This window comes from Bacteroidota bacterium (assembly GCA_016194975.1).
Lineage (GTDB): Bacteria > Bacteroidota > Bacteroidia > Palsa-965 > Palsa-965.
This window is the reverse complement of sequence record JACQAM010000008.1, coordinates 248,522-267,328: the sequence shown is the minus strand read 5'-3', so window position 1 is coordinate 267,328 and position 18,807 is coordinate 248,522. Positions and strand designations below refer to the sequence as shown.

The following is an 18,807-nucleotide window of genomic DNA, read 5'->3' as shown; positions in this document are numbered from 1 at the left end:
GAATTACTTTTCAGGTAGAAATAAATTGTAATTATCACGAAATCGAAGAGGCTGCATGATAAAAGAAAATTTACAATTCAGAATTGAGCTCGTCAATAATCCGCGTAGTCCCGAGAGCGATAAGTTTGCCCGCGACTTTGTGCATTCGCTGGGATTAAAAACACACAGCGGAACCTGGAGCAACATTGAGTTGGATTCACCGAGAATAGATGATTTCATTTCCGAATCAAAAAATTTGATTAAAAATAATTATGCCCGGTTCAATGGATTTTGTGGCCTTGCACAATATATAATCGAGGATGAGCAAACCAATTCAGAATGGTATGAATTGAGCCCGGGCAAGAGTATGTCCATCGCTGAGTACGGAGAGATCATTACCTGTAAAGCGGATAGAATGCCTCCAGGAATTCATATTGCCTCTGGTTGGTCTTACAATGTTTATGTTTCAGAAAAATTTAAAGACGCTGTACAAGCTAATCAACTTACCGGGCTTGATTTCATCTGGCTGAAAGATACCGGGCGATTTAAATCTCTTCAATGGTTTCTGCCTGTTATTCTGAATCCGCTGGGACGTGGAATAGATCATCCATGGTTTGACAGAAAAACTTTAAAGGGTTCCGGTTCAAATCAGCCACTGAATTCTCAATTCAGATGTGGCGTTAATCATTTTTCATCCGGGCAGATCAAAACAAATATTGTTCTGGATGATAAACGCCGTGAAATAATTGACCTCTTTGATAAGGAGCATTTTTTTATCGTGTCATATAAAACTTACCTGAAAAAATTTCTTCCTTCTTGCGATTTTGCTTTTATTTGGCACCAGGAAGATGAGAAAAGAAAATCTGACGGATTCATTCATAAACAGAGAAGTTTATGTGTCAATAAGAAAGCAAAGGACATATTACTTAAAACAAAATTGATCAGCGAAAGTGAATTGTACCCGATCAGAATAATTGAAGATGCCGGAGACGCAGAAATACTGGACGGGAAAGGAGATTTGCCAACACCTTTTTTCACTTATTCGAATATTACTTTAGAAGGCCTGAAAAAGAAGCTGGATGTGGAATGGGAAAAATATACACGGAAGGTCCGCCCTGAAAAAATTCTGAAACTGAAGGATGTGCTGAAACTGCTCGTGAAAGATAAAAAAAACAGGCCGGAAGATTTTCACAAACGGCTTTCTGAAAAAGAACTGATGGCTTCTAAAGCAGAACTCCCTGGAGGCTGGATCGAAATCCTGAAAAAAACGAATGGAGTTTGTCTTAACGCGGAATGTACGCTGGTACCCTACAGTGAGATCAATAAATTCAGCGAAGAGAAAAAAACAGATTCCGATAACGTTTGGGAAGATTATCCCGAAAATTATCCGCGGAATTTGATTCACGTTGCTTACAGCATTAATGGAGACTGGTATTCTTTGACATTAAATACAGATTCACAAATTGATTCTAAAGTTTTAAGAATTAGTCACGAAGAATGTCAGCCTATTGAAGAATGGGGAACGATAGCCGAATTTTTATTTGACATGCTGACTGGCGACTACGATTGAAATAACCAATACCCTTATTATACATTTTACGCCGTAATTCATGAACTCTTGTTTGCAAAAGTATATTGCTTCAGCATAAAACAGATTGACAAACTTTTTGAGGTCTTTTAATAAAAAAACATTCCATGTATAAATTGATCATGTTCTTTCGGAAATTTCTTCCCGGAAACCTAAAAAGAAAGATCCATAAAAAAATTTACAACAACTACCAGGAGCGTGCACAGGAGAGAGGTGTGAAGATCCGATTCATCAATCTTGGTTATGCCGATAGCCCCGGGTACCCGGGTGACAGAATAAAAGGAAATGATTTCAACGATCGCGAATACGATAATGCCCAATTGTATTTTCAGTTGCTGAAGGAAATAGACCTGCGCAATAAAGATGTATTGGAAATAGGATGCGGTGCTGGTGGAGGATGTGAATTGATCGCGGAACATTTCCTTCCTAAAAGTATTGCCGGTATCGATCTGTCGGATGGACTTATCAATGAGAACAAAAAGAAATACAAAAATCAAAAAATAATTTTCAGCCAGGGAAATGCGGAGCAATTACCTTATGCAGATAACAGCATGGATATTGTGATCAACGTCGAATCCTCACACTGCTATCCATCGCGGCAAAGTTTTGTGAGGGAAACAAAGCGAGTGCTCCGCCCCGGAGGATTTTTCTGCTACGCCGATCTCATGGATCAGAAAGACATGATACAAATGGAAGAATACACAAAAGAAAATTTCGGGGTCATGGTAAAAAGAAATATCAGTCGGAACGTGGTCCTGGCGATCGATAAATTAAAGACAAGGAAAGATGTGAGCAGGAAAAAAAACGATCGGTGGTTCTTAACCCGGGTGCTTCGGAATATTTTTTTCGTTACTCCCGATTCGGATTCTTATAAAAAACTTCAGCAGGGAAAAGTAATTTATGTAATGATCGTTGCCCGGAAACCGGATAACTGATTTTTTATCCAGGTCATTCCCTCAACTCCCACGCACTCCGATAAGCTCCTATTTCCTCCACGTATTCCAGGAAAGCTTTGTAGAAAGAATGATTGGCAAGTGTTGCCGAATCGCCGAAGAGAATTAATTTTTTCTTCGCACGCGTGAGCGCTACGTTCATGCGCCGCGTGTCGGAAAGAAAACCGATCTCGCCATTGTCATTGCTGCGCGTGAGACTGATGCAGATGATGTCGCGCTCCTGCCCCTGGAATCCATCGACCGTGCGCACTGAAAAACGATGCGGAGAATTTTTGAAAAAATCTTTTTCTCCAAGCAATTGCGTGAGTAATTCCGTCTGCGCTTTGTAAGGCGCGATGATGCCGATGGTTAATTTTTCCGCTACAGTCCGCTTTCGACTGGCACTCACCGTGACAGCGGCATATTGTGCTAAAACACAACCCAGGTATTTCAATAGCAATTCCGCTTCTTCCCTGTTGGAAATACTCAGCGTTTCGGAATTCTGTTCTTCGGTGAATCCGCAACCGGCGGTGTCAATGAAATCGACCGGCTTATGCAGCAGATCATCATTCACATCGAAACTGAGCAGGTTCTCTTTCACACTTTCATCCGACTCTAATTTTTTTCCGTAAAACATTTTATTGGAGAACTGCATGATCTTTTCATTCATGCGGTATTGAGTGCGCAACATTACTGCAGCATCGGGCTGATGTTTTATGGCGCGTTCAAACAACGTGTATTTCAATCCGCCTTCTTCTGCTTTTCGCGAACGAACTGTCGGCGGCAATTGCAGATGATCGCCGGCGAAGATCACCCGTTGCGCGCGCGTGATCGGGATCCAGCACATGGGCTCGAGCGCTTGTCCCGCTTCGTCAATGAAAACGGAACGGAATTTCCGGTCGCGCATCATTCTTCCCGCCGATACAACCGGCGTGCAGGCGATCACCTGCGCATTATCGAACTGTTCCCAGAGAATATAATCTTCGAGTGTTGCAGCATCTTTCAGCAATGCACGCGCTTCATTGAAAAGAAGATTCCGTTGTTCACGTTCACTTGCTCCGAAATTGCGTTTGTATTTTTTTGCCATCGCAAAATATTCTTCCGCACGTTTGCGATACGCTTTCAGTTCATTGTAAGAAGTGTGATTCGCGATCCGCATATCGAGCGTATTGTTCAGCACTTCTTCCGAAACACGCGCAGGATTTCCCAGCCGCAAAACATTCACACCTTGTTGTACTAATTTTTCTGTGAGCAGATCCACTGCCACGTTACTCGGACTACACACGAGCACCTGTTTCTCGTGCAGGAGTGTGTGAAGAATGGCCTGGATGAACGTTGTGGTCTTTCCTGTTCCTGGCGGACCGTGCACGAGCGCCACATCTTCTGCTGAGATAATTTTCCGCACGGCATCATTCTGCGAATGATTCAGCACATCAAACGAAATTTTTTCATCTATCCTTTCGAATTTTGCTTCACGTTCTCCGTATATCACTTCACGCAGTCGCAATAAATTTCCTTTTTCTGCATCCATTACTTTCTGAAGTGCAATGAGCATTTCACGATAACTGTTCTCATCGAACAAAAGATTTATTCCGAGTTTCCCGCGCTCTGTCCATCCCGGCAATTCATCAGTATTAAAAGCAACACGCATACGATTGCCCCACACATTTTTTATAGTGCCTGGTAATTTCCCCGCCCCGGCGGGCAGGCCCGCTTCACTTCCGGAATCACCATTATTCGAAAAAACTTCGATCACTTTTCCTCCGCCGAACTGGTGCAACTCATCGAGTCCCTGCGTGCGTTCAAGTTCAACAATAATCGTATCGCCGGGAGCAATTTCTTCTGAATTTATTTTTACGGGATACCATGTCACACCATTTTTTCTTCTTTCGGGAATGCTGCTAAGTTCGAATTGCGCGAGGTATTGCTGATGATCTTCTTCCTTCTCAATGGAAAGAAGATCAACTAATTTTTTCAGTTCGTTGGTAGAATAAGAGCTCAAAGCCGACAAATATGCAGAAAGAAGACGGGGATGAATAATCGATTTTTCATTGAGAATGCACTTGTAAATACAGGTAATTCATTGGCGTTTCTCATTTTCGTCTGCAAATAAACGGCTTTAGTCGAAAGAAACATTGGCCAATACACATTTATTTCGTGGCTAACAAAAAGTGTTCAAAAATAGGATGGCCATTATTTGCACAGGAACGGGCAATCACTAAATTTGATAATCACAAAAAAACACCGTCATGCGTTTACTGATTACACTCGCTTTTTCCGGATTGTTCTTTTGCTCTGCCCCCGCACAAGATCTCACCTCTTCCGATGTTTCCTTGAAATCTTTCAACGCCATTGCGCGCGGAAAACAGGTTTTACTTTCCTGGAATACCGATGTGCAGGGCGTGAAAAATTATTCGCTTGAGAAATCGAGGAACGGTTCTGATTTCGTTGATTTCGGAAACGTACAGGCGGCCGATATTAATACTGATTATATAGAAACCGATTTTCAGCCCTTCGACGGACTTTCTTATTATCGCCTGAAACTTGTTGGCGCCGATGGTTCTGTTTCTTATTCCAATGCAGTTCCTGTAAAATACAATGAGAACGGCGAACCGGTTTCTCCCGTGGAAGGAACTTCTTACAATCATTCTTCCTCCGATAATTCCATGTTAGTTGTTGTGATGAATCCGGCGGGCGAACAATATTATTCCAAAGTAGAAGTGACTGCGAATGGAAATCCGGTAGAATGCATCGATCCTGATCCGCTGCTTGCGAGCGGCACTTACACCATCATCGGTTGCAGTGACCAGGAATTTTACAGCAAGCAGATTCTTGTGAAATGACCCCAGGCAAATAATCTCCATAGGCCGTTCGCAAGAACGGCCATTTTTTTTGAAAAGTTTTTTATCCGAATTCCCCCTGTGAAAAATATTTCGATCCGCCCCTGGAAAATTTCCGATAAGGAAAGATTAGCGCAACTCGCCAACAATAAAAACATTGCGATGAATCTTCGCGATCGTTTTCCTTCGCCTTATTCAGAAAAAGATGCAGAAGCATTCATTCATCTCGCAACGTATGGAGAGCGAAATTATTTTTTCGCCATTACACTCGATGATGAACTTATCGGAAGTTGCGGCGGCTCCGTGAAAAATGACATCTATAGCAAAACAGCAGAGATCGGTTACTGGATCGGTGAAGAATACTGGGGAAAAGGTTTTGCCACGCAGGCAATAAAATTGGTGACGGAAAAAATGTTTGCGAAAACGGAAATCGTAAGAATTTATGCTGAACCATTCTCCCATAATACTGCTTCGCGCCGCGCGCTTGAAAAAGCAGGTTACCAACTCGAAGCTGTTTTGCGGAATAACGCGGTCAAACATGGAGTGGTAATTGATTCGTGCATTTATGCGTTACTGCGGGAAGAATTCATTTGACCTGAGAAATTTTTTTGGAAGAAATTAATCCAGATTTATTTATCTTCATCGTGAATGAATTTCCGGAAATTGTTTTCTTTTTCAGCACTTGTCATTTTCACTTCTGTTGCTGCACAACAGGAAGACATCGATTCGCTGCTTAAAATTCTGTCTTCTGCGCACAATGATTCTTTGCGATCGTATCTTCTTGTTTCCATTGGCGATGATTATGACGGCGTCGATCAATCGAAAGCGCTTGATTATGCTTTCCGCGGAATGGAAATTGCCGATAGTATAGGGAATGATTATCTGCGTGCATTCTCCAGGAAAACACTCGGCAATATTTACACATCTATTCCTGATGAAGCCAATGCACTGAAATATTCGAGAGAAGGTTTGAAGATCGCGAAGAGTAATAACGATCACTTCAACGAAGCTGCACTTCTTAATAATCTCGGGAATATTTATTCGGCAGATGGTGATGTGAGGGAAGCGATGCAATTATTTTCAGAGGCGCTTCCGATTTGCGTGAACTACCATTATGATCATTACAGGGCTAATGTACTTTCCAATCTCAGCGACATGTACCTCAACCTGCACATGGTGGACAGTTCACTTTACTTTATGAATATCGCCGACAGTCTTTTCATCCGGCTGGGCGATTACAGCGGAGTAGGAAATTCATTGAACAACCTGGCACTGTTCTACATGGATTCGGGGAAATATTATCTTTCAGAAAAATACCTTCGTCAGAGTTTACAGTATGCGATTGATGATGAAGACAAAGAGTCAATGGCACTTGTGAATAATAATCTTGGTGATCTTTTTTCACGACAGCAGCAATATGACAACGCGAAAAAATATTATCTCGAAGGATTAAAGAATGCGCAGGAAGCCGGAATATTCGATCTGTGGTCGGATGCGCTCAGCGGCCTCGCACTCATTTATTCGAAGACGGGCGATTATAAAAATGCATTTCGCTGTAAAGTGAGCGCCGATTCTTTGAATGATTCCATTTCCACTGCATCAGCAAAAAGAGGAATTGCTGATCTTAAATCGGGTTTCGATCGTGAGCAAAAAGAAAATGAATTGAAACTGGATCAGCAGCAATTACACATTTCGAAATTAGAGAATGAGCAGACCAATGCGCAGAAGAAAATTCTCCGCAATGTACTTATCGCTTCCGGAATAGTGGCCGTGCTTTTTATTGTCATTCTGTTCAATCGTTACAAGATCAAACAAAAAGCGAACGAACAACTCACGATAAAGAATGAACTCATTGAGATGAAACAGAAAGAGATCATTGACAGTATTAATTATGCGAAGAGGATACAGCAATCTCTTTTACCGGCTGAAAAATATATTTCAAAAAAACTGAACCCCGCCCAGGCGAAACGGTCGGATGGGGAAAAATAAAATTTTTGAAATTTCCGGATCAGTAATGTAAAGAAAAATCATTCGTGCGCATGAACGTGCGTATGCGGAGATAAAACAATCGCCCTCACCGGGGGAAAATATTTTTATTTCCGGCGCAAAACTGAAACTATTTTTGTGGAAAGATGAGAATGTTTTTGGCGGGAGGTTGTGAAATCTAAAATGTGTATCCCAAATTCGCTGTCAGTGTAAGTTCCCCTGTTGAATGCTGAGAAGTATTAACGGGGAACTTCTGCAGAAAAATTGCGTTGACAGAAATTGTGGGTTGGCCATATTTTTTTTCTTTCATCTTCGGAGAAAAAGAAAATTGCGCGCGATGAGAAAGAATTTCTGAAGTGAGCACAGCATTTGTTTTCGCTTCGTTGAAAACCGTTCCTGCCGAAAAGTGCATTTTCCCCTGAAGAAAATTCTGTATGAGCTGGATGCCGGGGCCAAGATATTCCGTGAGGATGGTATCGGTCTTCGATTGATTGTAATTGCCGGAAATGCTTACAGAAAATTTTGCGGGAACAAATTGCAGGGAATAAGATGTGTTCACGTTGAGCACTCCTGTTGCCGGAGTTTCCGGGATGAGTTGTTTCTGCTGCGTGAGCACGTATGCGCCCATGAGCGAAACGCTGTTTTTGAATTTTTCCTTCCCGAAAGAATAGGACAAACAGGAATTCCATTGTTCATTCACCTGGTAAAAATTCAATGTGTCTGCCGGCGATGGCGTCCAGAACGGATCGGTCACCGGCCGTTTGGTGGTGTAGCTCGTGAAATTGGAATACGATGCATTTGCAACGAGTGATTTCATTAGTACAACATTTAAATTGGCGGAAGCCACCCAGCGGTACATGGTATTTATTTTTGAGCCATCGAGATTATTCCGCTGCAAACCGGAATTGATATTCAGATTTATTTTCCCGTTGAACAAACGCAACGAAGGAGCCAGCGACCAATTGTCGAGATCATTGATGAAATAATAGGATCCAAACGTGCGATAATCTGGATCCACGTGTTCGTGCTTTATCGAAAGAGAAAATATTTTTTCGGTCCAGGTAAGAGAAGCGCGATAGGCCTTGAAAAACTTTGTTGTTGTTTTTGTGGGCATCATCCATTTTTCCCAGCCGGAGAAATCCACGGTTTCATTATTACTTTTAATATTCGCGGTGATGCCGGATAATGCATATTCCCCTTCAAGAGAAAGTTTTGAAAATAATTTTGTTTTCCCATTCACACTTACCGCCGCGTTCTGCTGTGCAAAAAGGTTTGCATCAGCAGGAATAAAATTCAGCGAATTCAAATCATCTTTTGCAGTGAAATACGTGAGGCCAATGGAATGCCCGTTATTGTCATAACCGACTTTAAACGCTGCTCCATTTCTTTTATAACTCATTCCTTCTGCCGAATTATTCACCGCATCATAGGCAATGGCCTTGTTCAATCTTCCATACATTGCCCCAATGTAAAATCCGTTCGGCGTCAATTCTATTCCGGCACCGGTGAAAATATGTCCCGACAAAGTATAGTTTGAAAAATTCATTGCTGTTGTTCCCACGTGCGCCTGCGCCCATTTGTATTTCGGCGAACAACTCTGCATATTGAATGGCTGCGTGTATGTTCCCCGGTTATTGGTGTAAGAATAAGTAAATGGCAAACTCACGTCAAGAATATTCACATTCAGATTTCCATTGAAATACCAGGTATACGGATCACGGCGCGGATTCATTCCGTATGCATTGTAAAATATTTCATTGTAATTCATTCCGCCACTTACCGTCACCATATTTTTCTTACCGATCTTTTCGAGATTTTGGGAGAAAAGATCGCCATGAAAGAATACAATAATTAAACCGCTAAGGCGCAAAGGCGCAAAGAATTTTGCTCTGGTGGAAAACGTGCGCCTGATTAACGAAGTGTGGAACATTGAGAAGATACGTAACGAAAATAAATTATTGTGCGATCACAAATATTTTTTCTGCTGAGTCGAATTCCGCAATCACTCGAAGAATATAATTTCCCGGAGCAGGATTTAAAAGATTTACAGTTCCATTCCACTCCCCTGCATCATGTACCGGAATTCGTTCCTGTTCATTTCCATTCGCATCATTCACGAGAATAACAAAATCCTGTTTCGAATAAAGCCGCACATCGAGATTAAAAATTCCGTTGTTCGGGTTCGGATAAAGAATAATGGTGTCGATCCCGTTGTTGTTCCATAGTGTTGCATAAGAAGAATCGAACGGATGAATGCTAATCGTGCGCGCATACACGACCTCGCATGCGCCAAAGTATGCATGCATAACAATCACGCACGCGCCCGTATCTGCGTTCACGAATGATGGTGAAAACATGGAGCTGTCTGTTATTTCTGCATTCACCGGAAATTCCCAATGAACACTATCGGGACGCGGATCGCTGATGTCAACGACTACGATCGTATCACCCTGCTGCGGAGAAGTGCTCACCAGAAAATCGGCACGCGGCGCTAAAGAATTTGTATCAATGCCTGCAGAAATATTTTCCGAACATCCTAATGCGTCCCGGATGAGAACGAAATAATTTCCATAATTGAGATTGGAAAATATTCCGGAGTTATTCCATGTTGTCCCATTATCGATCGAAAAAGAAAAAGGAGGCACTCCTCCATTGGCAAAAACCTGGAGTTGCCCGGTGGGCTGATTCGGATCGCAGGGTTGAAATGCGTGAACGGAATCCGTGATCACGCCGGGAACATTCACGATCACAGAATCTGTTCCGGTACAACCGGCAGCATCATTCACATTCACAACATAAACAAGCGTATCAGCAGGAAATACAATTTCATTCTGAGAATTTCCTGCGCTATTGTTCCAGCTGAAATTGAATGCAGGGGTTCCGCCAACAACAGTTACACCAAGTGATGCGCCGCTACCAGGACAGATGGTGGTATCATTTCCTGCACGCACATCGAGCGTCATTTGAAAATCTACAAAAACAGAATCGAAAGAAGTACATCCTGTTTGCGGATGCGTTGCAGTGACAAAATAATTTCCGGTTTGATTGGCGGTCGCAGGGTTGGAAGAAGAATAATTTGAAGGACCGCTCCACTGTAAAGTTGCTCCATTCGTCAATGAAGTTGCATTGAGCGTAATCGATGAATAAGAGCAATTGAGAAAAGCAGAATCATTCATAGGAACAATTCCCGGCGCTGTTGTCCAGGAAGAAATAAAAACAAAATTGGAATTGTTCACACAGCCGTTCGAAGTATCTGTCGCATACAACTGGTAAACTTCTGCAGCGCTCACTGTATCCGGATCTGAAAAATAAATTCCGCTGGTATCGCGCCATTGGAAAATTACATTTGAATTTGAATTTGAATTCGCATCAAGGATTACCGAAGTAATATTACAAGTGAGAACCGTATCGGGAGCAACAACATTTGCATTCGGGGGATTAATATTCTGCGGGACAAAAACCGTGTCTCCATTCGTGCAACCATTATTCCTGTTCATTACAGTAAGCAGGTAATTTGCTGATTGCATGGCATTCGCCGGATCGTCGTGGTTTAAAAGCCCGGGGCCGTTCCAGTACAACGAATCGGAAGGATACAATGCGTTCGCATTAAGCATAGCAATTGTATCGCGACAGGTAATTGTTGGAACGGAGGAGAAAGGAATGATAGAAGGACGTAGTGTATCTATGACAACAACGGCAGTATCTGTTTTCCAGCAACCATTTCCCCCGTGAACAGTGAGAAAATAATTTCCCGGTAAAGTTGCAAGTATGGAATCTGCATTCCCTGTTCCGGACGGGCTGTTCCATGAAAATATTGCACCTGCGGTTGATGAAGCGCCGTACAGTTCAAGTTGTGTTGTAATACAACTCAACGTATCATCAGGCCCCGCGGTCACATTCGGCAGCGATTTCGGAGCAATAGCGATGGAACGGAACCCGGTGGATGAAATGCCGCAGGACGTAACTCCATAAACGCGCAGGGAAGCGGTAACGGAATACGTACTGAGAAAATCAACCAGCGTAGAATAGGAATTTCCCGAAGGAACGATCCCCGGATTCGTAGGCGACCAGGTGTAGGAATAAAAATAAGCGAGTGGCTGAATGCTGTAAAGAATATTGGTGTCGCCAGGGCACGCCTGCGTCGGGGCAATCGTGTACACGCCCGGGAACGCGGGTGGCTTCATGCAATAACTTGAAAAATGATCGTCCACTGTTCCATAAGGAAAAGCGCCGTGCTGTGCGTATCGTTCAATCTCGAACATGCGCGCATTACCAATGAGAAATCCATCGCAGAAATATCCGAACGATCCGGAGGCAGAAGAATTGTATTGCTTGAGAATTCGCAATCCTCCATTCACATAATGACTCACATAGATGCGGTGATAAGGAGGATTCTGACTGAAAATATCCATTGTGCCAATGAAAAGACTGTCGCGGTAATAAGCGATCCACAATTTATTTCTTGTATCGAATCCTGAAAATGATGGAACGGGATTCCAGGCTGAGAGCGTTCCGTTCGTGAGATCAACTGCAGCCGATGTTGTTCTTGCAATAGAATTGATCGCGAAAAAATTTCCGACAAGAAATGCTACGTTACCACGCAATGCAAAATCCAGAATATTCTGGTTCGGATCTGAAATTGCGCGGGAAGTAACGGTGTTCGCAGAAACCGGAATGGTCGCGATCTCAGATGAAGGGCCGGAAGGAACATCGAACAACGTGGCAATATTTCCGCCGATGAAAGAATTTTTTCTCACTGTTCCCGGAACAACCGGATTCCATACTGCATCTATGATTCCCGTTGAAACTGAAAATCGCGCAAGAAAATTTCTTGTTGTGGAAGCAATACTGGAAAATCTTCCGCCGACATACAGATTATTTCCGAGAACAAGCAAAGACAAAACAGAATCAGTTGCGAGTGTGGTTCCATTGGAAAAATCAGGAAAAAGAAGGGAAGTAGTTTTACTGATTGCCGCAATGCGATTCCTTGTGATGCCATTGATCTGCGTAAAAGTTCCACCCACAAAAATTGAATCTCCGCTCTTGGTGATCGCTGTAACTGTTCCATTATTCACCGCAGGATTCCACGGAAGAAGATTTCCTGTGATGGCATCTATGGCTGCAAGGCCATTGCGTGTATTGCCGGAAAAATTATCGAATCGTCCGCCGAGATAAATTACTTCATTTACAGAATCAAAATAAGAAGCGGTGATGTAAGAAGGCAACGTTATTTGTGCCGGGCAGGAACCGCCCACGCAATTTGCAACAGGATAAGAAACGCCGCTGATGGTTTGCGCACCAGCAACATGAAAAAATAAAAGAGGTAGTATAAAAATTATTTTCTTCAAGCGAATGAATTATATGCGGGCGCGAAAATAATTCAAGAAGAATAATTGATTCGGTTCTAACCATTTGTAATTGGAAATTTTTTTTATCCAATCTATCCGAACTTAATTGGTTGTAAACGCCTATTCTCACGCGAAATGTTTTCTTTTGTGCCCTCGTGCCTTAGTGGCAAAATTTACACGACGCGCTTCGGCGTCTTTAATCCTGAAATAAAAAATGTCACAAAGCCACAAAGGCACAATGTCTCTTCCACGAACTGATTTTTTTAAGAATCATTCTTTGTGCCCTCGTGCCTTAGTGGTAAAATTTACACGACGCGCTTCGGCGTCACTAATATTAATTCTGTTTTCAATTAATTTACCCGCCCAGTCCGACAGCACGATCGATCCTTTGCAGAGTTATGTGCTTTCCATTTGCAATAAAGTAGAAAGCGAAAATCGCCTGGCCGGAAATATGAATCCTGATTCGGCCGCTTCACTTCCATTCGGAATTGTGAAAGAGATCGGCAGCACACGTTATGTCATTGCCATCGACAGTGCAAAATTCAAAACGAACAATGCTACTTTTTCTGCATTCATGGCACTCGAATTTCCGGGCGCAACTCAAAAACTCTGTTTCTCTGCACAGAATATAAATTTCAATCCGAAAGGTGTGATGCCGGGCCCGAATACAAAACTTGTTCTCGTGAGCGAACACAGAATTTCTATCGGGCCGAAAGTGACGCTCGTTTTAAAACCGGATGGTTACAATTATGTGGAATGGGATTGCAATGGATTTCAATCGGTGAATCTCAAAGGATATTTTGAATTCGATCCGGGAATGATCTATCCCGATCCATCTTCCTCTCCCGATTCGGTAGTACGCGCTTCGTTCCAGGTGCATTGCACCGATCTTCACAATTTTGTGGTGCAGACTTCCCTTGCGCCATTCTGTATTCACGGGTTGAAGGATGTTTCATTTTCCGTTCTTGATGCCACTGCCGATTTCAGTGAACTCAATAACGCGCAGGGAATGATCTTCCCGAATGGCTATGATCTTTCGAATTGCAATAACGATCCATTGATGTGGACTGGTTTTTACATCCGGCAGTTCCGCGTTAAACTTCCTAAAGAACTTTCTAAGAATGGAACGCGGCCGGAAATTATTGCAACTAATCTTGTCATTGATAATTCCGGCGTTTCAGGATATTTTCTCGGGAATAATTTATTCAACTGCTCGCAGGGAAGTATGAGCGGCTGGGGATTTTCTGTGAATTCCATTGGCGTGAATCTTGTTTCCAATCATATCAACGGCGGAAGCATGGCCGGTTATGTAAAACTTCCGGTGAGTGAAAATGATTCGCTGCATTACGCGGCTGCGATTTTTGAAAATCTCCAGTCGCATGAAACTGATTATTCATTCACAATCTCACCGGCAAGTGATGTAAATGCAAATGTTCTTTCCGCAAAACTTACACTCTATAATTCATCGGCGCTCACGATCAGTAAAGTGAATGGAAAATTAAAACCACGAGCCGTGCTCAATGGAATGATTTCTTTTTCGCACAGCGATGCAGAAGCAAAAAATATTCCCTTTCAACAACTCACTTTGGTTTCTGAAGCTCCTGTACTCGTTGGCGGAACATTCGGCTTCACGGCAGATAATAAAAAACTCGGCGGATTCGGTTTCAGCATTTCACAAATTCAGATCGGTTTACTTAATCAGCAGGCAGCGATCGCTTTTGACGTGGGTGTGAATTTCACTGATAATTCTTCCGGCGGATTCAGCATAAGTGTGAATGGAGGATTCGATATTATTACAAGATCGTCAACAGTTGCGAATGCCAGTGAAGGTGGAAATGCCACAAAACAAAAACTGGAATTCGATCGTCTCGCGGTAAATAATATTTCTGTCGATTACAATTGCAGCCCGGTTCAGCTTCATGGCACTATTATTTTTAAAAACAATGATCCCGTTTATGGAAAAGGTTTCGGCGGAAATATTTCACTGATGATCACGCCGGGGCTTTCCTCTCCTGCAATTTCCAGTGTTTGGTTCGGCACAGTAAATAATTATCGTTACTTCTATGTTGATGCGGCTGTTCCATTCACTGTTCCTATTGGAGGCGGCGCATCTATTTACCGCTTCATGGGCGGCGTTTATTATCACATGCATCGCCAGGATGCGACTGCGCTCGAAAATCAATTGTACACTTCTTCTTTCGGAAATGCGCTGGCTTATGTTCCTGATGAAAATATTTCTGTGGGTGTGAAAGCCGGTGTCACATTGGGAACAAGTGGTTCTCCCAAGCCGTGCAATGGCGATATAGCTTTCGAAATGAATTTCAATTCCAACGGAGGAATAAATTATTTACAACTGAACGGCACTGTTTTTTTTATGACCGGAATTACTGACCGGTTGAATAAATCTCCGCAGCAACTTCCTGCCACTGCATCGCTGGTCATGCGATATGATTTTCAGAATAACGCGTTGCACGCGGTGATGGCCTCGCAGATCCATCTTCCGGGAATTTCAGGCAACGGAACTTCCATTATGCATTTCGATCCGCAAACGTGGTACGTGTACATCGGCCGTCCACAGCAGCGCATGATGGTGAATGTTGCGGGCATCGCAAATTTTTCAGCTTACTTCGAAACAGGATCGGTTGTAGATCCAATGCCTCCTCCGCCTGCAAATGTTTCCGCTGTTGTAAATACGAACGGGTTGAATGATCAGCGTGATGAGAATGCAATATCCAATGCAAGCGGATTTGTTTTCGGTGCAAGCTTCGCTGATGGATTCCATGGAATTATCGGTAGCGAGCATTGGAATGTGTATTATAATTTTTCTGCCGGCGCCGGGTTCGATATCATGGTGCGCGATTATGGTGCGCACGCCCATTGCGCAAACACAACGAACACGGTCGGGCTCGATGGCTGGTATGCGCAGGGGCAAGCGTATGCATACCTGCAGGGCGACATAGGTGTGCGCGGGCACGTGGTGCATGATTTCGACATCACGATAATTTCTCTTTCTGCTGCGGCAATTTTGCAGGCGCGGGTTCCTGATCCATCATGGGTGGGAGGTGCTGTTGGATGTGATTACGATGTACTCGGTGGGGCAGTGTCGGGACACGCCGATTGTTATTTCGAATCGGGAAGTCAATGCAATATTGTTCAGAATTAAAAAAAGTTAACATGGAAAATTCAGGTAAAAAAAACAATTCGGAAACCACGGGGAAAAACAGAGGCCTGTCACAGAGTTACACAGGGGTGGATAACGAACTCTCTGGAAAAATTATTGGCTTTGCAATTAAAGTTCATTCTGCACTCGGCCTGGGTTTATTGGAATCTGCTTATCAGGAATGCTTGTTCACGGAATTAAAAGGCTCATCAGATAATAATTATTCCCTGTGAATCTCTGTGACCTTCTCCGTGTAACTCTTTGACAAAAAAATTGTCTGATGAAAAAACACTTTTGTTTCTATGTGCTGATTTTTTTTCTGTTCGTATCCCCTGGCATTCATGCACAGCACTCCGATATTTTCATCCGCACTTTCGTTATGACAGATAGTATTATGCTCCGGTGGGTTCCTTCTACTCCCGCAATCTGGAAACTTGGAATGAAGAGTGGTTATCTCATTGAGCGATATACAATGGATCAGTATCTCGATCTTGCCAATGAAGATCCTACCGGTAAAGGAACGCTCATCACTGCTTCCCCGGTAATGCCATTGCCAAAAGAAGATTCCGCCTGGAAAAAATTATTTGTCGTTGATGAGATGAATGAATTTGTTTATGAAAATATTTACCCGGAAAATTCCATGAAAGAAAAAGATCCGGCAAAAATTAAAACGGAAGAACAGTTGAATTACGGCCTTACACTCAAAGCGTGCGATCTTTCTATTGGCACTGCAAAAGCCGCCGGACTTTTTTTCACTGACAAAACTATTTCACCCGGAGAAAAATATATTTACCGGGTACGGCTTGCTTCTGCTCCTGCAAATTTGAAACACACTCCCGGCATTGCATCAGCAGCAGAAATAACTCTGCTTCATGCACCGGAAAATATAAAAGCAGAATTCAGGAATAGAAAAGCAGTTTTGTCATTCGATGTTTCTTCCACGCGGGAAGAATGTGCCGGGTACATTATAGAACGTTCTGACGATAGCATTCATTTTTTACGCGTGAATAAAACACTTTTCATTTTTGCACATTCATCTTTCGAACAGAATAAAACCGTTGCAAATTACCGTGATTCATTTCCATCGAACAATAAAATGTACTGGTACCGGGTCTGCAGTTATTCTTACTTCGGAATAACAGGGCCGCCTTCTGCCACTGTCCACGGAAAAGGGCGCGACGACTGGAATTGTTTTCCGCTCATCGACACCATTTATTCTCCCGATAATAAAATTGTAAAAATGAAATGGAGTTTATCGGGCAATGTGGATCCGTCAACTATTCTTTCATTTGAAATTTATCATTCCGCTTCTGCGAATTCCGGTTTCAGAAAAATGGAAACGCTTCCTGCTTCTTCATTTGAATTCACGGATGCCGCTCCCTCGGGAACAAATTATTACGAGATCGCCGCACTCAGCAAAAACAACGACACCTCCTTTTCATTTCCGTATTTATTGCAACTCATTGACAGCACTCCGCCCCCCGTTCCTGAAATGCTGAATGGAAAAATTGATTCAAATGGCGTGGTGCATCTATCCTGGAAAATTTCGGAAGCGCCGGATCTTAAAGGATACCGTGTGTTTCGCTGTAATGCGCTCCAGGAAGAATTCGTGGAAGTGAATGACTCTATCATCCGGAGTAATTTTTTTACTGATACAATTTCCCTGCACACACTCACGCACAACGTGTACTATTGCGTGCGCAGCGTGGACATGCGATGGAACAACTCAAATAATTCTACGCCATTGCAATTAAAGCGCCCCGATAAAATTCCACCCGTGCCGGTGCTTGTGAATTATATTTTTCATACTGATACTTCTGTAAATGTTGGCTGGATAAACAGCACGAGCGATGATGTAAGCGATTACGTACTGACGAGAAGAGAAGAAAATAATGAAGTGAAAATTATTTTTCGTAAAAACGGAAACGACTCACTCGCATTTTTTGAAGACACTTCCGTTGTGAACGACGAAGAATATTCCTACCGTATGACCGTCACCGACAGCAGTGGAAATAAAAGTGTAACTGATTTTCCTTCCATTATTTTTCAGCCGCGAATTATTCCCGCCATGAAAATGTTTTCTGCAGTACCTGATCGTGAAAAAAGGAAGATCTCTTTATCCTGGAACAGTGAGCAGAATACCGACCGCTACATTATTTACAAAGCAAAAAAAGGAGAACAGCTTCGTACATGGAAAACCGTGAATGGAAATATTACATCAATGAACGACAACGAACTTTATCCAGGCAATGAATATGTGTATGCCATAAAAGCAATTATGAAAAGCGGCGCAGAGACGAAGATGGTGAGGGTGGAGGTGGATTATTGATCCCTGTCGAATCCAATTCGCTGAATGAGAAATTAAATCAAAAAATACTGCAGGGAAATTCTCAATCTCAATTGATCTCCTTTGCTCATGATCAACTTGATCTTTTTGTAAAAGCTACAACTATTAAATTCCTGAACAAAAAATGAGAAAAATATTTTTCTTCCTCCTTTCCCTATGTGCGACGTTGGCGTATTCGCGGGATAAAGATTCGCCATATATCACCGAAGAAAATTGCGCCTACGATACCGGTGGAAATTCTTATCTCGACGAAGCGTATGAAAACGGTGGAGCCACTTTCTTTTCCGAAGCATCAATTAAAACTGATTTGGAGAATGATCTGAGTGGATTCAATTCTGAAAATACTTGCGCTCTCCAGGTTTATTGCGGAAGATTTTTTCTGAGCTATGAACAGATTTGGAATTGGGATACGACTTTGTATTCGTATTGGATGGAACTGCTTATGCCGATAAATACAATCTTTGGGATGCGCAAAATAGTGCTAAAGTTTTCATTAAAGACGGAATTATCGGATATTCGAATGGTCAACCGACACAATGGATGAATATTTACAGAACAGATGCGGGAACAGAACTTCCAATGGTTCACGGAACACCTGGAAATCCCCCAGTTAAATAATGAAATTAT

General features: G+C 42.7%; 12 protein-coding genes. 9 read left to right on the top strand and 3 right to left on the bottom strand.

Going from position 1 to position 18,807, the window contains the following annotated elements:
* Positions 1 to 55: 55 nt before the first annotated feature.
* Positions 56 to 1,549: an SMI1/KNR4 family protein gene (locus HY064_07405; protein MBI3510475.1), complete on the top strand. Its 1,494-nt coding sequence runs from the start codon at positions 56 to 58 to the stop codon at positions 1,547 to 1,549.
* 140 nt (positions 1,550 to 1,689) lie between these two features.
* Entirely contained in the window at positions 1,690 to 2,502 is an 813-nt protein-coding gene (locus HY064_07400; protein MBI3510474.1) for a class I SAM-dependent methyltransferase, read from the top strand.
* Positions 2,503 to 2,515: 13 nt separating this feature from the next.
* On the opposite strand, the gene HY064_07395 is transcribed toward HY064_07400, so the two are convergent.
* The gene (locus tag HY064_07395) at positions 2,516 to 4,501 is read right to left on the bottom strand and encodes an AAA family ATPase (protein MBI3510473.1); all 1,986 of its coding nucleotides are present in this window, start codon (positions 4,499 to 4,501) and stop codon (positions 2,516 to 2,518) included.
* Between the two features lie 247 nt (positions 4,502 to 4,748).
* Here HY064_07395 and HY064_07390 point away from each other — a divergent pair, with 247 nt between their 5' ends.
* The 3 genes from HY064_07390 (at position 4,749) to HY064_07380 (ending at position 7,328) form a co-directional block, all read left to right on the top strand.
* Positions 4,749 to 5,342, top strand: coding sequence for a hypothetical protein (locus HY064_07390; GenBank protein ID MBI3510472.1), 594 nt, complete (start codon positions 4,749 to 4,751; stop codon positions 5,340 to 5,342).
* An 87-nt stretch (positions 5,343 to 5,429) separates the two neighbouring features.
* A complete protein-coding gene (locus tag HY064_07385) occupies positions 5,430 to 5,933 on the top strand; it encodes a GNAT family N-acetyltransferase (GenBank protein MBI3510471.1) in 504 nt (167 codons plus the stop codon).
* Positions 5,934 to 5,987: 54 nt separating this feature from the next.
* Positions 5,988 to 7,328 (top strand): tetratricopeptide repeat protein, encoded by a 1,341-nt coding sequence (locus HY064_07380; GenBank protein ID MBI3510470.1) that lies wholly within the window; start codon positions 5,988 to 5,990, stop codon positions 7,326 to 7,328.
* 175 nt (positions 7,329 to 7,503) lie between these two features.
* Here the strand turns inward: HY064_07380 and HY064_07375 are convergent, their stop codons facing one another.
* Both HY064_07375 and HY064_07370 read right to left on the bottom strand, forming a co-directional pair.
* Positions 7,504 to 9,195: a hypothetical protein gene (locus HY064_07375; protein ID MBI3510469.1), complete on the bottom strand. Its 1,692-nt coding sequence runs from the start codon at positions 9,193 to 9,195 to the stop codon at positions 7,504 to 7,506.
* 85 nt (positions 9,196 to 9,280) lie between these two features.
* Positions 9,281 to 12,673 carry a hypothetical protein gene (locus HY064_07370; protein ID MBI3510468.1) on the bottom strand — a complete coding sequence of 1,131 codons (3,393 nt, stop codon included), beginning with the start codon at positions 12,671 to 12,673 and terminating at the stop codon, positions 9,281 to 9,283.
* A 451-nt stretch (positions 12,674 to 13,124) separates the two neighbouring features.
* Here HY064_07370 and HY064_07365 point away from each other — a divergent pair, with 451 nt between their 5' ends.
* From HY064_07365 to HY064_07350, 4 genes are all read left to right on the top strand, one after another.
* On the top strand, positions 13,125 to 15,836 hold the full coding sequence (locus HY064_07365; protein MBI3510467.1) for a hypothetical protein: 2,712 nt from the start codon (positions 13,125 to 13,127) through the stop codon (positions 15,834 to 15,836).
* Between the two features lie 11 nt (positions 15,837 to 15,847).
* Positions 15,848 to 16,066: a GxxExxY protein gene (locus HY064_07360; protein ID MBI3510466.1), complete on the top strand. Its 219-nt coding sequence runs from the start codon at positions 15,848 to 15,850 to the stop codon at positions 16,064 to 16,066.
* 146 nt (positions 16,067 to 16,212) lie between these two features.
* Entirely contained in the window at positions 16,213 to 18,162 is a 1,950-nt protein-coding gene (locus HY064_07355) for a fibronectin type III domain-containing protein (GenBank protein MBI3510465.1), read from the top strand.
* 142 nt (positions 18,163 to 18,304) lie between these two features.
* A complete protein-coding gene (locus HY064_07350) occupies positions 18,305 to 18,724 on the top strand; it encodes a hypothetical protein (protein MBI3510464.1) in 420 nt (139 codons plus the stop codon).
* Positions 18,725 to 18,807 lie beyond the last annotated feature (83 nt).

Excerpts from the sequence above, each read along its gene's own strand:
- HY064_07360 (MBI3510466.1), top strand. The coding sequence starts at position 15,848 with ATGGAAAATTCAGGTAAAAAAAACAATTCGGAAACCACGGGGAAAAAC.
- HY064_07350 (MBI3510464.1), top strand. The coding sequence starts at position 18,305 with ATGAGAAAAATATTTTTCTTCCTCCTTTCCCTATGTGCGACGTTGGCG.
- HY064_07390 (MBI3510472.1), top strand. The coding sequence starts at position 4,749 with ATGCGTTTACTGATTACACTCGCTTTTTCCGGATTGTTCTTTTGCTCT.
- HY064_07355 (MBI3510465.1), top strand. The coding sequence starts at position 16,213 with ATGACAGATAGTATTATGCTCCGGTGGGTTCCTTCTACTCCCGCAATC.
- HY064_07380 (MBI3510470.1), top strand. The coding sequence starts at position 5,988 with ATGAATTTCCGGAAATTGTTTTCTTTTTCAGCACTTGTCATTTTCACT.
- HY064_07405 (MBI3510475.1), top strand. The coding sequence starts at position 56 with ATGATAAAAGAAAATTTACAATTCAGAATTGAGCTCGTCAATAATCCG.
- HY064_07365 (MBI3510467.1), top strand. The coding sequence starts at position 13,125 with ATGAATCCTGATTCGGCCGCTTCACTTCCATTCGGAATTGTGAAAGAG.
- HY064_07400 (MBI3510474.1), top strand. The coding sequence starts at position 1,690 with ATGTTCTTTCGGAAATTTCTTCCCGGAAACCTAAAAAGAAAGATCCAT.